General features: G+C 51.0%; 14 protein-coding genes. 2 read left to right on the top strand and 12 right to left on the bottom strand.

Annotated elements, in window-relative coordinates; genetic code table 11:
• Positions 1-73 precede the first annotated feature (73 nt).
• Positions 74-1,957 (bottom strand): PTS mannitol transporter subunit IICBA, encoded by a 1,884-nt coding sequence (locus AC6R0S_RS01595; RefSeq protein WP_500637080.1) that lies wholly within the window; start codon positions 1,955-1,957, stop codon positions 74-76.
• Positions 1,958-2,422: 465 nt separating this feature from the next.
• Here AC6R0S_RS01595 and AC6R0S_RS01590 point away from each other — a divergent pair, with 465 nt between their 5' ends.
• Positions 2,423-3,103, top strand: a complete 681-nt coding sequence (locus AC6R0S_RS01590; protein WP_500637079.1) for an HAD family hydrolase — start codon at positions 2,423-2,425, stop codon at positions 3,101-3,103.
• Here AC6R0S_RS01590 and AC6R0S_RS01585 read toward each other — a convergent pair.
• The 11 genes from AC6R0S_RS01585 to AC6R0S_RS01535 form a co-directional block, all read right to left on the bottom strand.
• A complete protein-coding gene (locus AC6R0S_RS01585) occupies positions 3,084-4,301 on the bottom strand; it encodes a tetratricopeptide repeat protein (protein ID WP_500637078.1) in 1,218 nt (405 codons plus the stop codon). The genes AC6R0S_RS01590 and AC6R0S_RS01585 overlap by 20 nt on opposite strands.
• Positions 4,301-4,927: an energy transducer TonB gene (locus tag AC6R0S_RS01580; RefSeq protein ID WP_334568364.1), complete on the bottom strand. Its 627-nt coding sequence runs from the start codon at positions 4,925-4,927 to the stop codon at positions 4,301-4,303. The genes AC6R0S_RS01585 and AC6R0S_RS01580 overlap by 1 nt, the downstream gene beginning before the upstream one ends.
• Before the next feature lie 43 nt (positions 4,928-4,970).
• The gene (locus AC6R0S_RS01575; RefSeq protein WP_334553579.1) at positions 4,971-5,375 is read right to left on the bottom strand and encodes an ExbD/TolR family protein; all 405 of its coding nucleotides are present in this window, start codon (positions 5,373-5,375) and stop codon (positions 4,971-4,973) included.
• A gap of 8 nt (positions 5,376-5,383) precedes the next feature.
• On the bottom strand, positions 5,384-5,932 hold the full coding sequence (locus AC6R0S_RS01570; RefSeq protein WP_334553577.1) for a MotA/TolQ/ExbB proton channel family protein: 549 nt from the start codon (positions 5,930-5,932) through the stop codon (positions 5,384-5,386).
• Complete coding sequence (locus AC6R0S_RS01565; protein WP_500637103.1) at positions 5,932-7,278, bottom strand: MotA/TolQ/ExbB proton channel family protein; 1,347 nt, start codon at positions 7,276-7,278, stop codon at positions 5,932-5,934. Before AC6R0S_RS01565 ends, AC6R0S_RS01570 begins: the two co-directional genes overlap by 1 nt.
• Before the next feature lie 5 nt (positions 7,279-7,283).
• On the bottom strand, positions 7,284-8,060 hold the full coding sequence (locus tag AC6R0S_RS01560; protein ID WP_500632904.1) for a DUF3450 domain-containing protein: 777 nt from the start codon (positions 8,058-8,060) through the stop codon (positions 7,284-7,286).
• A gap of 48 nt (positions 8,061-8,108) precedes the next feature.
• Positions 8,109-9,056 carry an iron-siderophore ABC transporter substrate-binding protein gene (locus AC6R0S_RS01555; protein WP_500637077.1) on the bottom strand — a complete coding sequence of 316 codons (948 nt, stop codon included), beginning with the start codon at positions 9,054-9,056 and terminating at the stop codon, positions 8,109-8,111.
• A 20-nt stretch (positions 9,057-9,076) separates the two neighbouring features.
• A complete protein-coding gene (locus AC6R0S_RS01550; RefSeq protein ID WP_500637076.1) occupies positions 9,077-10,120 on the bottom strand; it encodes a FecCD family ABC transporter permease in 1,044 nt (347 codons plus the stop codon).
• Position 10,121: 1 nt separating this feature from the next.
• The gene (locus tag AC6R0S_RS01545) at positions 10,122-11,186 is read right to left on the bottom strand and encodes a FecCD family ABC transporter permease (protein WP_500631443.1); all 1,065 of its coding nucleotides are present in this window, start codon (positions 11,184-11,186) and stop codon (positions 10,122-10,124) included.
• The gene (locus AC6R0S_RS01540) at positions 11,117-11,962 is read right to left on the bottom strand and encodes an ABC transporter ATP-binding protein (protein ID WP_500637075.1); all 846 of its coding nucleotides are present in this window, start codon (positions 11,960-11,962) and stop codon (positions 11,117-11,119) included. Before AC6R0S_RS01540 ends, AC6R0S_RS01545 begins: the two co-directional genes overlap by 70 nt.
• Before the next feature lie 135 nt (positions 11,963-12,097).
• Positions 12,098-13,921: an ABC transporter ATP-binding protein gene (locus AC6R0S_RS01535; protein ID WP_500637074.1), complete on the bottom strand. Its 1,824-nt coding sequence runs from the start codon at positions 13,919-13,921 to the stop codon at positions 12,098-12,100.
• Between the two features lie 136 nt (positions 13,922-14,057).
• Between AC6R0S_RS01535 and AC6R0S_RS01530 the strand changes: the two genes are divergently transcribed.
• The gene (locus AC6R0S_RS01530; protein WP_500637073.1) at positions 14,058-16,154 is read left to right on the top strand and encodes a TonB-dependent siderophore receptor; all 2,097 of its coding nucleotides are present in this window, start codon (positions 14,058-14,060) and stop codon (positions 16,152-16,154) included.
• Positions 16,155-16,160: the final 6 nt, after the last annotated feature.

The raw sequence follows: 16,160 nt of genomic DNA, 5'->3' as shown, positions 1-16,160 counted from the left end.
TATCTAGACTAAAAAGGAGGCCAGAGCGGGGGAGAACTGGCCTCGTTCACTTAGGAGCTAGACAAAAGTACTGCTATGCATTGAGAATATTCAGAACATCTTCTGGGTTGGTTGTGTTCTGTAAACGCTCAACGGCCTCTTCGTCATCAAGTGAATTGGTAATAGCCATGAGAACCATGTTGTGCTCATCACCTTGGGCAGCGATGCCGATGACCATCTTGGCGATGTCATCCTCATCTTCACCCCACTGAATGCCTTCAGGGTATTGGCAGAACACAATGCCGGTTTTCTTGACGTACTGTTTCGCTTCAATGGTTCCGTGTGGCACCGCAATTGACTCACCTAGGTAGGTAGACACGAGTTCTTCGCGGGCAAACATGCCATCAACATATTCAGGTGCAACGTTGCCTAATTTGACCAGTTGCTCACCTGCAAACTTAATCGCCTCTTCCTTAGAGTTGGCTTTTAATCCGAGGAATACACTGTCGCTAGTCAGCGTCAACGTCTGTTCCTTTTCCTCGGTCGCTGCAGGTGCCTCAGGCTTTTTTACAGCGCCACTCCTTGCTTCAACTAGCTGAGCAACAAGGTTGTCGTACACAGTGCCATCTAAAAAGTTACTTAGAGAGATGTGCATTGCGCCAGTAGCGTGAGTACGAGCACGGTCTGTCAAATCTTTGTGGGTCACCACAATTTGCGAGTCACTCGGTAGGTTGTTGATAGCCAAGTTCGAGACTTCAATATCCAGACCAGCCGCTTGCACTTTCTTACGTAGAAGACCGGCACCCATCGCACTTGAGCCCATACCCGCATCACAGGCAACGTAAATCGCTTTCACTGCTGCTGGGTCCACAGAAACTGCAGCGGTTTGACCTTTAGATGCTGCTTTCATGTCGTGCATGGCGGCAGAAGCTTTCTCTAGAGACTCGTCTTCGTCGGTCGCTTTTGAAGTTTTCATTAGGATAGAAGCAACGATGAACGACACAGCGGCGGATGCAATCACAGATAGAACCACACCCACGTATGAGCCTTTAGGCGTCATCAGTAGTACCGCAAAGATTGAACCAGGAGACGCTGGAGAAATAAGACCAGAATCGAACATCACGTTAGTGAACACGCCTGTCATACCACCGGCAATAACCGCAAGGATAAGACGAGGGTTCATCAACACGTATGGGAAGTAGATTTCGTGGATACCGCCTAGGAAGTGGATGATTGACGCACCCGCTGCCGACTGCTTCGCGTTACCTTTACCAAACGCCATGTAAGCCAATAGAAGACCTAGACCAGGACCTGGGTTCGCTTCAATTAGGAAGAAGATTGAGCGGCCAAGTTCTTCAGACTGCTGGATACCCAGTGGCGAGAAGATACCGTGGTTAATCGCGTTGTTAAGGAAGAGGATTTTCGCTGGCTCAACGAAGATAGAAGCGAGTGGCAATGCACCTGTTTCTACCATCACGTTTACGCCCGCTGCCAATGCGCTAGAAAGAACTTTTACCGCAGGGCCAATGATGAAGAATGCTAGGATAGCGAGGATCATACCGATGATACCGGCAGAGAAGTTGTTCACTAGCATTTCAAAGCCGCTTTTCACTTTACCGTGAACCGACTCATCGAATTTCTTGATAGCGTAGCCACCAAGTGGACCGACAATCATCGCGCCCATGAACATAGGAATATCAGTACCGACAATCACACCCATTGTCGTGATGGCACCTACAACCGCACCGCGGTCGCCGCCCACCATTTTACCGCCAGTGTAACCGATCAGCAGTGGCAATAGGAATTTGATCATTGGGCCAACCAGTGATGCCAATGTTTCGTTTGGCAACCAGCCGGTTGGGATGAAAAGTGCAGTAATGAAACCCCAGGCAATAAATGCACCGATGTTTGGCATTACCATGTTGGATAGAAAACGACCAAAGTTTTGGACTTTGATCTTAGCTTCTGGTGATAACATAGGGAGACCTCAGTTTGTATTGGTTGGCCAAATGGCCCAAAATGTTTGTTCAAAAGTCGATTAAAATGTATCACAACATTTCTAAAAGGCACCCCCACCCACAAATTAGTGACCCAGATCACACACAAAGCATTAACATATCTTTTTTATGGTGACCTAAATCACATTCAATCACTGTCAGTAAATTACAAAGCCATTTTGTCGATAATGATTATCAACAACCAGAGACTTAGATCACAAAAACACAATCCACACACTTAAAATAGTTAGTGACAAAGATCTCATTTTTATTATTTATCCGATTTTTAAGCACCACTTCAGTTCACTCTCTGCGCGACTTTGGTTCAATTATTCATCAAATATTGATTACAGCTGCGAATGTGTAATTAAATTACAAAATAAGATTCATCAAAATTTCATCGTAAAATTGGTTAGGATGGTGACGCACAATGGCCAAGAGAATTGATGACGAAGAGCAGTGACGGAGAAAAGACAATGAAAGCGGTATTGTTTGATATGGATGGGCTAATCTTTGATACAGAGTCGCTCTATAAGAAAAGCTGGCAACGGGCGGCACAAGAGCAAGGTTTCGATTTGTGTGACGAGTTTTATCAGGGGTTCATCGGCGTACAAGATGGCGAGTGTGAGCGTCGCTTACAGCACCATTTTGGTGCTGAGTTTGATCTCCAGCGATTTATACGCTGCCGAGATCAGGACTTTACTGAGCGCAGCGCACTAGGCATTGACTACAAAAAAGGCTTTGAGACGCTGATGCGCCACCTTAAACAGAACAGTGTGAGGGCAGCGATCGTGACCTCATCCGGTCGAAAAGAGGTGCTAAGAAATTTTGCTGGCCGCGAGGTCCTCGAACAGTTTGAGTGCCTGATCACCTCTGATGAAGTAAGTCAAGGCAAGCCCGCGCCAGATGGCTACTTAATGGCATGCCAGCAACTCAACCTCAAACCGTCACAATGCCTAGCGTTAGAAGACTCCAATAACGGCGTGAAATCGGCCTTGGCAGCAGGTTGTTCAGTCATCATGGTGCCCGATTTGCTGCCACCAGAACCCCCACTTATCGAGAAAGTGACACTGGTCGATTCTTTAACTGAGGTGATCGCGTTGATCCCTAAGACGACGCCTTGTTAAGCGACTGAGTCAAGAATCGTACCCAGGTCAGCGTTGTTTCATCGGCCTTCAGTTGATGAGCCTTTTGCGCACTTTCTAGGGCTTTTTCATGCTCATCCAATCGGTAGAAAGCTTGCGTCTTGGCCAATTCCACACGCTGACTGCTCGGCATGCTGGCCAGTACATTCAGCGCCGCTTGATACTGCTTCTGCTGCATCAGCAATTGCGCATACGACCAATGGTGATCTGCACTGAGGCGCGAGGCGTGTTGCCAGGCCTCTAGCGCGTATTGCCACTCCTTTGCGACTTGCCAGTAGCGAGCTAAAGTGGCGTAGCTCTCTGCCTCTTCTTGTTCAAGCAGATGCTCGGCGTAAACCTTCGCAGCAAGTTCTGGAGCGCCTTGTGAGGCGTAAAGCCCTGCTAAGGTTTGATACTCACTGGAGGATAAAGCAAAGCCTTTTCGCTCTCTCTGTTTGAGCGTCGCCAACGCCTCGGGGTAGTGTTTCAAACGAAGATGCAAGCTGGTCAATTGCTTCCACCACAGTTCGTTATCGGACTCCAAAGCACGCAGTTGCTCTGTGGTACTCACCGCTCCTTTCCAGTGACTCAGCGCCACTTGAGCGCCAAGCTTCATGCTCAGCAAAGAGACATCCGCTTTTTTATCTAGCGCTTGATACTGCTTGATACTCGACAGTACCGCTTGCCAATCTTGCAGCTGGTAATTGGACTGAGCGACCCGCAGCCACAGTTGAGTGAAAAATTCCGTGGTATACAATTTTTCAGCTTGCGAGCGACTCACATCGGATTGTTTATCCAGCACACTTTGATAGTGTCTGAGTGCTTTTGCCGGCTCCCCAGTCGATAACAAAATATCGGCCAGCATGCGCTCGGTTTCAATCGCCTGTTCAATCGGCAAAGCACCAGTGGACAACGCATTTTCCAACGCAACTTGTGAGCGCTGAGGTTGCGCTTGTTGCCAATACAAAATGCCCAACATACGCGCCACGTAGGCTTGATCGTACGCTTTCACGGCGTCGATACCTTCTAAGATGGTCACCGCCTCGGCTGTTTTTTCTTGCTGAGACAACTCAAACGCTTGATGGACTCGCATCGCAACGCTGCGTGATAGCTCTTGCGCCTGCGCCTGCGGGACGCTCATCAAGCCCATCAACACTGACCATGCCAAAAGACGGCGTATCCATGCTGTAACCTTTGTCATTATTGCAACCTAAATTCTAATTTCACGGTTTGCCCTTCCTGTCTGGTCGCTTTGCCTGCGACGATCAAAGGTTGATACTTCCACTGACGCAATGCGCGCATCGCTTCACGATCAAATACGCCGCGAGGCGACCCTTCCACCACCTCAATCGCATCGGGCCGACCGGTTTCATCAATGGCAAATCGCATCACTACATAGCCTTCAATTTTTCGTTTCAATGCCCGCGAGGGGTAACGCGGCTCAATACGATGCAGTGGCATGAGCTGTTGGTTTTGCGCAAGTTGAATCGGCCCTGGCGTTGCCATTGCCATTCCCGTTACTGACGTACTCAGATTGACGTTAGGCAAATTGGGTAGCGCCGTGGTCTGAATTTGCTGCGCGGCCATTTGGGTCGTCAAGCGCTCCACTTGCGGGGCCAAGGTCGGCGCTTTGGGTGGCTCAGGCAATTGTCTTGCTCTGCGCGCCGCCGCTCGCTCGTTTTCCACTTGCACGACATCAAAGCGCAGCGCCGACTGCGGCTCTGGCAGCGGCGATTTTCCTGCGTCCACCAGCCACGCCATAAACGCAAAGAGAGAGAGCGTCACTAATAGGGCCAATGGGGTGGCAATCAGCCATCGTTTTAGCATCGTAATTTACGTCCTAGCATACGGATACCCTTCCTTCTTCCGGCTATTTCTGCTCGGTGGCCAATGCGATCTTCTCAATGCCCGCCCCTTTAGCGCCATCCATCACTTGCACCACAGTGCCATTGAACGCAAAGGCATCGGCTTGAATGACCAAGGAGGCATCCGGTTGTTCAAGCAGAACATTTTCGAGTGTCGCTTGCACTCGCTCTACATCGACCAATCGCTTATCGATGTAGACCTCGTTGTTGGCGGTAATGGCAATAAAAATGCCCGCGTCTTTTTGGCTAGTGGCATTCGCCGCCGTTGGGCGGTTCACTTCTACGCCCGACTCTCGCACAAACGAGCTGGTGACGATAAAGAAGATCAGCATGATAAATACGATGTCGAGCATCGAGGTCATGTCCACTTGGGCATCGTCTGACGGTTTTTTGTATCGACCTAGTCTCATGGTCATTCCTATTTAGTCATACGCATTAAACGTTCGAGGTGAAGGTGACGCGTTTCGCTCCACTTAGCGAGGCGAGCGTGGGCAAACATGCCGACCAATGCGGCAACCATGCCCGCCATCGTTGGCAACGTGGCCATCGAAATTCCCGCAGCCATCAAGCGCGGCTGCGCACTGCCCTGCCCGGCCATCACATCAAACACGGAGATCATTCCCGTTACTGTGCCGAGTAGCCCCAGCATAGGGAAGAGCGCCACCAGCACTTTCATCAACGACAAGTGTTGATCAAGCGCCAACTTCGCTTCGGCCAACCAAGCGCTGCGCTGAGCGAGCGCATACCAGGAGTGGCGATCATCACGCAGTTGCCACTTAGCGACCCAGTGATGCTGCGCTTTGGGGAACAGCCAAAAAAGGTACACCAATCGCTCAATCGCCAGTAACCAAAACAGCGCCAACACGCCGGCTAACCACCACAGCAGTGGACCACCACGATACATAAACTCGTTGATGGTGCTGCCAAGCGTGCTCCCCCCGAAATCGAGTAGAGACAGCCATTCCATTACGCGGCATCCTTCACAAGTCGGGTCGCTTGCTCGGCGCGCTCAGCCACCAAGCCAATACCCTGCTTCTCGATAATGGTGCGAATCGCTTCCGCTTTCGAGGCGAGGATATTGTGAATCAGGAGCAGAGGCATCGCAGCAATCAGACCTAATACGGTGGTGATCAGTGCCATTGAGATCCCGCCAGCCATGACACGCGGATCGGCGTTGCCAAATTGAGTAATGGTTTGGAAAGTATCAATCATCCCGGTCACCGTACCCAACAAACCAAGCATTGGAGCGAGCGCCGCCAGCAGTTTGATCATCGATAAACCACGTTCTAGGTGCTGCTGTTCGTCCATCACCGCTTCGAGCAAGCGCAGCTCCAACGCCTCAACATTCGGGCTGCTATCTTGACGATAAACATTCAAAATACGCCCAAGTGCATTGTCATCTTGCGGCGAGTCGGTGTGTTTAAGCTGCTTGGCAATTTTTGCTTTCGCGCTCAGTAACGCTGCGCCGCGAACCAAACCAATCACCATGCCCACCAGCAGTAGCGCGATGATCACTTTGCCAACGATACCGCCGTGCTCAATGCGATCGAGCAAAGTCGGCGCCATTCCCAGCTGTTCGAGCAGCGCGCCTCGTGAGGCATCCAGTGCAACGATCGGTAGTCCGCTTATGACATCAGTGCTTAGAGTCAGTGCACCCTGTGGCTGCTGAGCGTACACGGTAGCGCGCTGGCGCTGACCATTCCAATCTAAGTAACCTTCTTCACCCGCTAAGGCAAAACTACCCAAACGCAGCACCGATTTTGTCTCGGTTTCACCTTGTCCGTTGATGACATCAACGTTGAGCGTTTGTGCCTCAGCACTGGCCTGGATTTGCTGTGCAAACGCCTGCCACAGGCCGTAGAGCTGCCTCTTCTCTGGTAGCTGTCTTGCGGCCACAATCTCTTCTACTACCGCTCGGTGATCAGCGTGACCTAGGGTCGCAACAGAGCCAGCTTGCTCAAGGTCGAGATCTTTTGCCGCTTGGCGCACCACGCCAAACAGCTCACCTAAGCTGCCCGTTGCCAGATGCAAGGCTTGCTCTTTTTCGGCCAGTACGGCTTCGTTTTGCTGAAAGGTCTCTGACAGCTGTTCGTTTTCTTGTTTGAGAGAGGCAAGCTGCGCGTTGAGCTTATCAAGCTCTGCCTGCAACGCCTGTTCACGCTGCTTAAACTCCCCTTCACGCGCTTGATTATGCTTCGCTTGCTCAACTTTCGCTTGTTGCGTCTCTTTCAGTAAGGCAGCATCCGAAGCAGCAACAGACAGCGAGACCGTAGACAGTGAAACGGCGATCACGCTCGCCGCTAGCCAAGTCATCCCTCTCATTGTTGACTCTCCTTAACCGACACCGGTAAATGCAATAACGTTGGGGCGGCTTGTTTATTCGCTACATCAAACGCTTTATCAATCTCTAAACCGGCTTTGCTGTCGAGCGCTTGCCATTGTTCGTTAGACGCATTCCACGCCCAGTAGTGCGCGCGATCAACACTGCGCGCCACCAAGCTGATTCGGCCGAGATAGAGCTGCTCGGTAATCAGTGATTTGCCGTCTACCTCAATCGGCGCAGAATAAGCACCAAGCTTAGTGCCGTAATCCAACTCGATTTGGTATGCCTCTAGAATGCGGCGGTACTTTTCAGCATCACTGACGTCAGACTGAGTCATCATTTCACGCAACTTGGCAACGCGTTCGCGGCGCACCTCTTGGCGAAGTGGGCGATCGCTTTCTACCCATGCCTCTAGCCCATCAAGCATGCTGTACATCAACGGCACGATGCTTTCACGCGTGCGCTCAATCTCTGACAACTGTTCATCAAAGCTGGCGATTTCTTTCTGTTGGCTGTCGAGCATGCCGCGAAGGTGATCTCGATACACTTCTAGCCCTTCCACCTCAGCTTGGCGCTGCTCAATTTGCGCTTCAAGATCGAGCGCTTTGTCGCTGCTGGCCGACACGCGGCTTTGCGTGTTGGCATTTGCGGTGGTGATCTCTGTTTCAAGACGTTGCGACTGTTTCAACTCAGCCCCCGTTGCCATCGCAGCAGAAGACGCGGTCAGCATCCAACCTGCCAGCAACAAATGGGGTAAACGATTGTGTGTCATACTCTTCTCTTTGATCCGTTATCTTTGACGTTAATCTCTGCGCTTGGGCTAGGATGACTTCTCTTCAAGAATGTTCGCCATCGCTGGCACCATTTCATCAATCAAATATTGAATCGACAATGGGCTAAAAAAGGAGAACGCGCCACCGATGATATCGCCAGTGAAGTATTCGCGTTTCTCTTTGTAAAACGGCATGCGTTTACGAAAAATAGCGTTGCTAGACTGCTCAAGCTGCTCTTCCGTGGTCAGCCAAATGACTAGGTCGTTGTCTAGCAAGTCCATACGCTCCACGCTGAACGAGGTGTAAAACGCCTCCTTGGCGAGCGCATCAATGGACTCTGGAATATGAAAGCCCAGCGCAATCAGAAATTGTGAACGTAAGTCTTTGCTCGCATAGGCGCCAGGCTGTTTGTTGTAGTAAAACGCCACCGCCGCCGATTTGCCTTCAAACTCAGGGTGCTTTGCCCGCAGCGTAGCAATCTGCTGCTTTATATCTTGCACTATGGCTTGCGATTTTTCTTCATAACCTAGCGCTTTACCTATCATAAGATGACGCTCATCCCACGGCATCGCCCAATCGGTATAAGCACCAGATTGTGCGAGCGTGGGCGCAATCGTGCTGAGCTTGTCGTAGGTTTTCTTATCCATGCCGGAAGAGACGCCGATGATCAGATCCGGTTTCAGCTGCGCGATGGCCTCAAAATCGACCGTTTGTCCTTTAAGTAATACCGGCTTCGCATCGCCCAACTCATCTTGCGCCCATGGCCACACGCCGTAGGGTTGGTCACCATACCAATCGCGCACGGCTAACGGGATAACGCCGAGCGCCAGAATATCATCATGATCCGTGACGCCGACAGAGACCACGCGCTGCGGCTGTTCGCTAAGCTCAATCTGACCGTATTTGTGTTCAATCGTCAGCGGATAGGCCTGCGCCAACACACTCACGACACTGGCCAACAGCAACGCGCCTAGCCGAGTGACTTCTCTTACCATGATGTATCCCTTCTCTTTTTCTAGCCTTGTTGTTTTCGCATTAAAAGCAGCGCAAACAGAGGCGCGCCGATAAGCGCGGTCACTAAGCCTGCGGCCAATTGCGTCGGCGCAAACAGGGTGCGCCCTAAGGTATCGGCGAACAGCACTAAGCTTGCGCCGACCAATGTAGTCAATATTAAGTGGCTATTAGGACCTGCGATGGTCATCTTTCTCGCCATGTGCGGTGCAAGCAAACCGACAAAACCGATCGGCCCAACAATGGCGGTCGCTAGCGCCGCCGCGCACACACTCAGCATCAACTGAATACGGCTCGCCCAAACACTGTTCACGCCCAGACCGACCGCCATATCAACACCAAACGACAATGCCGCCATGTTACGTGCTTGGCCGATCGCCAACGCCAAGGTGGTCAGCAGCGCGATGGAGAGCAGTCCGACTTCAGACCAAGTCACCGCATGCACACTGCCCGATAGCCACGCCAGTGCAGACATGGCAGCGTCAATGTCACCGTAAGTGAGCAAGCTTGAGGTCAAGGCACTGAAAAACGCCGCCACCCCGATACCCATTAAAATAAATTTCAGCGGATGCCCAGAGCCACTCAAGCTCTGCACGCCCGCGGCGACCACCATCGCCCCGGTAAACGCGCTCACTTCACGCCAAGCGTCGATCGCCTCCGGAAACAGCATCGTCAAACACACCACGGCAAACGCCGCGCCTTGACTGATACCGACCAAACTGGGATCGGCGAGAGGGTTGCGGGTCAGGTTTTGCAGCAGCGCTCCTGAAAGCGCAAACAAGCCTCCCGCGAGCAAGGCCGCTAAACTGCGCGGCAAGCGCAGCTCCCACATCACCAACGCCGCCTGGCTATCAGCGATGGAGCCTTGCATGCCGAGCGCACTCATCACCTCATCCAATAGCGCCTGCATCGAGAGCGCATAACTGCCGATGCCAATACTGAGCAACCACAGCAACGCCATCAAAAGAGCCATCAACACCATGACGCCGAGCGTTTTGGGCCGAACCCGAAATGAGACTCGACCGCCGAGCCACCTTAGCGCCACCATGTTAACGAATCCTCGTTTTAACCAGCCACACAAACAGCGGTGCGCCGAGCAAAATCGTCATCAGCCCAGTCGCCACCTCTTGCGGGGCAATCAACCAGCGCGCCAAACTGTCAACAAACAACAAGTAGGCGCCGCCAAGCAGCAGCGAATACGGCACGACCCAACGATAATCACTGCCCACCAGCAGCTTGACCACATGCGGAATCACCAAGCCGACAAAACCCAGCGGACCTGCCAGTGCGACCGAGGCCGCCGTCAAGGACACTACGCACAGCAGCAACTGCCATTTGCGCTTTTGAATATCAATGCCAAGGCCCGTCGCGACCTGATCGCCCATCGACATCGCCGTCACCGCAGGGGCCAGCAGTATCGCAGCCACTAAGCCAAATAGAATCCAAGGCAGGCACCACCAGTATGTCTCCAACTGACTCCCCAGCAGAGAGCCCACCAGCCAGCCGCGCAAGGTTTCAAACGTTTTCTGGTCGATCAAATGATGAATCGACAAGAGCGCTGCGGTAAACGCGCTAAACGCCGAGCCGGTCAGCGTCAACGTCAGCGGCGTCACTCCGCTCGGCGTTCGCGCGGCAATTGTCCAGACTACCGCAGCGGCAATCAGCGAGCCCACGGCCGCCACCAATGGCAACCATACGATGCCCTCGACAGGCGCAAAGCTTATCCAATAGACCACCGCCAACGCGCCGCCCGTCATCATGCCGAGTAAGCTAGGGTCGGCGAGCGGATTTCTCGTTACACCTTGCATTAAGGCGCCCGCCACAGCCAGACTCGCACCCACTGACGCAGCAACGATGGCGCGTGGTAAGCGCAACTCTCGCACCACCAAATGAGAGAACTGATTGTCATCGTACGCCACCAACGCGGACCATACCTCCGTCAGCGCGACAGGTTGCGCCCCTAGGGATAAATGCCAAAGCAAAAAGCCCAGCAGTATCATCGCCATCACGCCAAGACCGGCGCCACTTAACCAAGCACAGCGTCTCATATCACCGCCGACATCACCGACCTTGTCTGCCCATGGGCAACACTGGCGGTCTCTGTGGGTACGCATTGCAAGGTTTGTGTGTGCGGATCGCGAATCACATTGGCATTTAAACCAAACACCTGCTTAAGGTTGTCGGCGGTAAAGACCTGCTCGGGATGGCCAGCGGCGTAGATGGTGCCCGCTTTCATCATGATGAGCTCATCGGCATACGCAGCGGCAAGATTCAGTTCATGTAGCACCACAACAAGGGTGCGATGGTGTTGATGCGCCAATTGGCTCAATAAGCTCAGCAAGTCGACCTGAACTTTGAGATCCAAATAGGTGGTCGGCTCATCCAGCAAAATAATGTCGGTTTCTTGCGCCAGCACCATGGCAATCCAACAACGTTGACGCTGACCACCCGACAGGTCGGTCACCGCTCGATCGGCTAGATCTGTGACCTTGGCCATCGCCATTGCCTCATCCACCATTTGCTCGTCATGCTCACTCCACTGCTGGAAAAAGGTTTGATGCGGATAGCGCCCCTGAGCAACGAGCTCACGTACAGTGAGACCTTCCGGTGCAATCGGGCCTTGTGGCAAAAGCGCTAAGGTTTTTGCTACCGCTTTCGCGCCGAGTTGATGAATGGGCTCATCATTGAGCAGCACCTGACCAGACATCGGTGGCAGTACTCGTGCTAAGCATTTGAGCAGCGTCGATTTTCCACACCCATTCGAACCGACCAAAATCGTCAGTTTACCGGGTTGAATCTCAAGACTGATGTTGTTGACGATCGGTGTATCGTAACCGACGACCAGGGACGAAGCCGCGAGACGTGCACTGTGTTGATGGGGGTCTAGCATTACTCTTTCTTAAAGCGAAGAAAACAAAATGATAACAATTATCAATTTTATTTCCTTATAATATGAGTAATTAAAAAAAGGTTCAACCATAGCGCGCTATCGTTGAACCTTTTTGAGTGATGAAGGTTGGAGAGATTAACCTAAGAAGCCGCCGGTTTGGTGCTTCCAAAGTTGGGCGTAGATGCCTTCTTGTGCGAGGAGCTCTTGGTGACTGCCTTGTTCAACCACACGGCCTTGATCCATCACGATCAAGCGATCCATAGCAGCAATAGTCGATAAACGGTGCGCAATCGCGATCACGGTTTTGCCTTCCATCAGCACTTGCAAGTTTTCTTGAATCGCCGACTCCACTTCAGAATCGAGCGCGGACGTCGCTTCATCCATAATCAAGATCGGCGCATTTTTGAGTAACACACGCGCAATGGCAATACGTTGACGTTGCCCACCGGATAATTTCACCCCGCGCTCGCCCACTTCGACATCATAGCCGCTATGCCCCTGCTCATCTTTGAGGCCACAGATGAAGTCGTGCGCATGGGCTTTTTTCGCCGCCTCGATCAGCGCCGCGTCGTCGGCATCAGGATCACCGTAGAGGATGTTCTCTTTGATCGAACGGTGCAGCAGTGAGGTGTCTTGCGTGATCATACCGATCTGCTGGCGCAGCGACTCTTGGCTTACGTCTGCGATGTTTTGACCATCAATGCGAATATCGCCGCCTTTCAAATCGTAAAAACGCAGCAGCAAGTTAACCAGGCTTGACTTACCTGCACCAGAGCGGCCAACAATCCCGACTTTTTCACCCGGTTTAATGGCTAAGTTAAGCTGCTCAAACACCGGTTTCTCATCGGTATAGTCAAAGTCCACGGCGTCGAACTCGATGGCGCCTTTTGTCACCGTCAACGCGGGTGCATTGGGTTTATCTTGCACTTCAACATCATTGGAGATGGTGTTCATGCCATCGACCACGGTACCAATATTTTCAAACAGCGCGCTTACTTCCCACATGATCCATTTCGACATGCCTTGTACGCGCAGCGCAATGCTGATCGCCACCGCAATTACACCGATGGTGACACTCGCCTCAAGCCATAACATGACCGACAAAGCGGCAATAGAGATGAGCAGCAGATAGTTAATCGCATCAACACTCAATAGCAGGCAAGTCACCATGCGCATTTGGCGATATACCGTCAGCAAAAACTGCTTCATGCTGCCTTTGGCATACTCCAATTCACGCTTGGAGTGGGAGAAAAGCTTAACGGTTGAAATATTGGTGTAGGTATCGACAATTCGTCCTGTCATCACTGAGCGTGCATCGGCTTGGTCAGTCGCCACCTTTTTCAAGCGTGGGATAAAAAACAGCTGGATGAGAATATACATCGCCAACCAAATCGCAATCGGCAGCATCAATAGCAGATCCGATTCGCCCATCATCCAGATCATCGCCACGAAATAGACCGAGATGTACACCAGTACATCAACCAGCTTCATCACGGTTTCACGTACAGCCAGGGCACTTTGCATCACCTTGGTTGCCACTCGGCCAGCAAAATCTCGCTGGAAAAAGCCGACCGCTTGCTTGAGCAAATAGCGGTGAATCAGCCAACGAATCGACATCGGATAATTACCTAGCAAGGTTTGATGCATGATCATCGAGTGGGTAATCCCCAGCGCGGGCATCACCACCACAACCAGCAGCACCATAGTCCACATCCGATCGCCTTGGTCTTGCCAAAACGTCGCGCGATCTTGGGTGCTGAGAATATCGACCAGTTCGCCCATGTAACTGAGTAGCGTCACTTCCGTCCAGGCAATCAACGCACTGAGTATCGCCATCAAGAGTAATGGCACTTTAAAGCCTCGGGTGTAGTGACGACAAAAGCCGAGTAAATGCTTCGGCGGCATTTGCGGCTCTTGCTCGGGAAACGCTTGCGTTAATTTTTCAAACCAATTGAACATGCTTCCTACTTTCGGGTTTCGGGTTTCGGGTCGGGCACGTTTTACTATCTTTTGATGAAAAAGTCAGTAAAATAAAACCAATACGAATAATAATAAATATCATTATTAATTTAGCTTTTATTTATAGGAAAAGGACATGCATAACCAAACTCCTCTTTCAGTCGCCGTTCGTAAAGCGATCTGGTTGGGATTGGCGCCTGCTGCAGTGGTATGTTCAAGCGCTGTCTTTGCACAAGAGAGCCCCTCGGAACTGGAAACCATCACAGTCACAGCCCAAGCACTCAAAGTCGACACCCCTGCCCAAGAAACGCCTCGCAGTGTGTCGATTGTCACCGAAGATGACCTACGCACTCGCGCCCCACAAAAGCTTGATGAAGCGCTGCGTTATACGTCAGGTGTAACGGCTCAGCCTTATGGTGCGGATAATGATACGGATTGGTTCCGTGTGCGCGGTTTTGAAGCGGCGAGCTATTTAGATGGCAGTCGCCTGTATCGTGATGGCTATTATACTTGGCTACTTGAACCTTACGGATTGGAGAGTGTTGAAGTTGTTAAAGGCCCTTCAGCGATTTTATTTGGCGAGTCTTCTCCAGGAGGAGTCGTCAATGCTGTTCAGAAAAAGCCAACCTATACACCAAAGGGAGAAGTAAAGGTAGAGGTAGGGAATAATAGTCATCAATCGATCGCATTTGATATCTCAGATTTGGCCAACGAAGATGGCAGTGCTCGCTATCGCTTGGTTGGCATGGTGAAAAGCGTTGATGGGCAACTTGATGGCACAGAAAACGAGCGCTTCTTTCTCGCTCCCAGTCTTGAACTGGATATTTCAGACAGAACCATGTTGACACTTTTTGCCACCTACCTGAAAGATGACGGTGTCCCAACCAATGCATTTATGCCTATGGAAGGAACCCTAATCAACTCGGATAAAGGGCAATTAGATCCAAGCCTCAACCTAGGTGCACCAGATCATGACTTTTACAAACGAGAACAAATTTCTGTTGGTTACGCACTGTCTCATGATTTAAACCAAACATGGGCACTTGCGCAAAAGTTCAACTATGGATACAACAAACTAAACTTACACAGCACCTATATTTGGCCATTTGGTGATGCAAACGATCAATACAGCCGTGGAATTGTCTATGAAGATGGTGTTAACCAAAGCATTACACTAGACAATAATGCCGTTGGTACTTGGTATCAAGATAATACTGAGCACCAGTTACTCACTGGCTTTGAGGTTCAATATCACAATGTAGACTCACAAGAGCAAGAGCCGTCAACTGACAGCATCAATCCATGGGCGCCGGGAGATGCAGGTTTTACTCCTATCGATACCGCTAACAACATTCATAGAAACATCGATAAAACCCAGTTGAGTATCTACGCTCAGTACCAATTATCCTATCTAGAACGCTGGCTTGCATCAGCGGGAGCTCGATACGATTGGTTTGATGTAAGTAATACAGGTGTGGGGCCCAGCACCAATGAAGATGAACGCTTAAAAGAAGGCAAAGTTAGCTTCAATGCTGGTTTGATGTACAAAGCTGACAACGGTGTGTCTCCTTATGTAAGCTTTGCTCAAGGTTTTGAAGCTCTTAGTTCGATTGACTGGCAGACAGGTAAACTCTATGAACCTCGTGAGTCGGAACAATGGGAACTAGGACTAAAGTACGAGCCTCATTTCCTTGATGGTTTTATCAACGTAGCATTGTTCGATATCGTCAATAAAAATGCCTTGTCTGGCTCATTCGATAGTCCGACTCAAACGCAGACGGGAGAACAAACGTCAACAGGTATAGAGCTAGAAGTTGTTGGATACGTAACTGAAAGTACTAAGGTATCTGCTGCTTACACCTATACAGATACTGAAATTACAGATGAACGAAACAGCGGTGATAACTATCAAGCACCATTGATTCCCGAGCAACAAGCTACTCTTTGGCTAGATTATGATGCGAGCTATGCTGGCATCAACGGTCTGAACCTTGGATCTGGCGTACGTTATATCGGCGAATCTGCTGTCTCTCCTTTCGCAACGTATAGCGATGCTACGGTTGATAGCGCAACGCTATGGGATATTGCTGTAAGCTATGACATCAACGCTCAATGGCAGACCCAATTAAATATCAACAATATTTTGGACAAAGAGTACGTTGCAGGCTGTGACACTTACTGCTACTACGGCCAATCACGTTCAGTGGTGATAAACGCCAATTACCGCTGGTAATCAAGC

It is taken from the genome of Vibrio sp. R15-SG3-ISO1B (genome assembly GCF_059833835.1).
This window is presented reverse-complemented; position numbering and strand designations above follow the sequence as displayed.

Bases quoted from the DNA above. Each gene is read 5' to 3' on its own strand.
- AC6R0S_RS01595 (WP_500637080.1), bottom strand. From the start codon at position 1,957: ATGTTATCACCAGAAGCTAAGATCAAAGTCCAAAACTTTGGTCGTTTT.
- AC6R0S_RS01590 (WP_500637079.1), top strand. From the start codon at position 2,423: ATGACGAAGAGCAGTGACGGAGAAAAGACAATGAAAGCGGTATTGTTT.
- AC6R0S_RS01585 (WP_500637078.1), bottom strand. From the start codon at position 4,301: ATGACAAAGGTTACAGCATGGATACGCCGTCTTTTGGCATGGTCAGTG.
- AC6R0S_RS01580 (WP_334568364.1), bottom strand. From the start codon at position 4,927: ATGCTAAAACGATGGCTGATTGCCACCCCATTGGCCCTATTAGTGACG.
- AC6R0S_RS01575 (WP_334553579.1), bottom strand. From the start codon at position 5,375: ATGAGACTAGGTCGATACAAAAAACCGTCAGACGATGCCCAAGTGGAC.
- AC6R0S_RS01570 (WP_334553577.1), bottom strand. From the start codon at position 5,932: ATGGAATGGCTGTCTCTACTCGATTTCGGGGGGAGCACGCTTGGCAGC.
- AC6R0S_RS01565 (WP_500637103.1), bottom strand. From the start codon at position 7,278: ATGACTTGGCTAGCGGCGAGCGTGATCGCCGTTTCACTGTCTACGGTC.
- AC6R0S_RS01560 (WP_500632904.1), bottom strand. From the start codon at position 8,060: ATGACACACAATCGTTTACCCCATTTGTTGCTGGCAGGTTGGATGCTG.
- AC6R0S_RS01555 (WP_500637077.1), bottom strand. From the start codon at position 9,056: ATGGTAAGAGAAGTCACTCGGCTAGGCGCGTTGCTGTTGGCCAGTGTC.
- AC6R0S_RS01550 (WP_500637076.1), bottom strand. From the start codon at position 10,120: ATGGTGGCGCTAAGGTGGCTCGGCGGTCGAGTCTCATTTCGGGTTCGG.
- AC6R0S_RS01545 (WP_500631443.1), bottom strand. From the start codon at position 11,186: ATGCGTACCCACAGAGACCGCCAGTGTTGCCCATGGGCAGACAAGGTC.
- AC6R0S_RS01540 (WP_500637075.1), bottom strand. From the start codon at position 11,962: ATGCTAGACCCCCATCAACACAGTGCACGTCTCGCGGCTTCGTCCCTG.
- AC6R0S_RS01535 (WP_500637074.1), bottom strand. From the start codon at position 13,921: ATGTTCAATTGGTTTGAAAAATTAACGCAAGCGTTTCCCGAGCAAGAG.
- AC6R0S_RS01530 (WP_500637073.1), top strand. From the start codon at position 14,058: ATGCATAACCAAACTCCTCTTTCAGTCGCCGTTCGTAAAGCGATCTGG.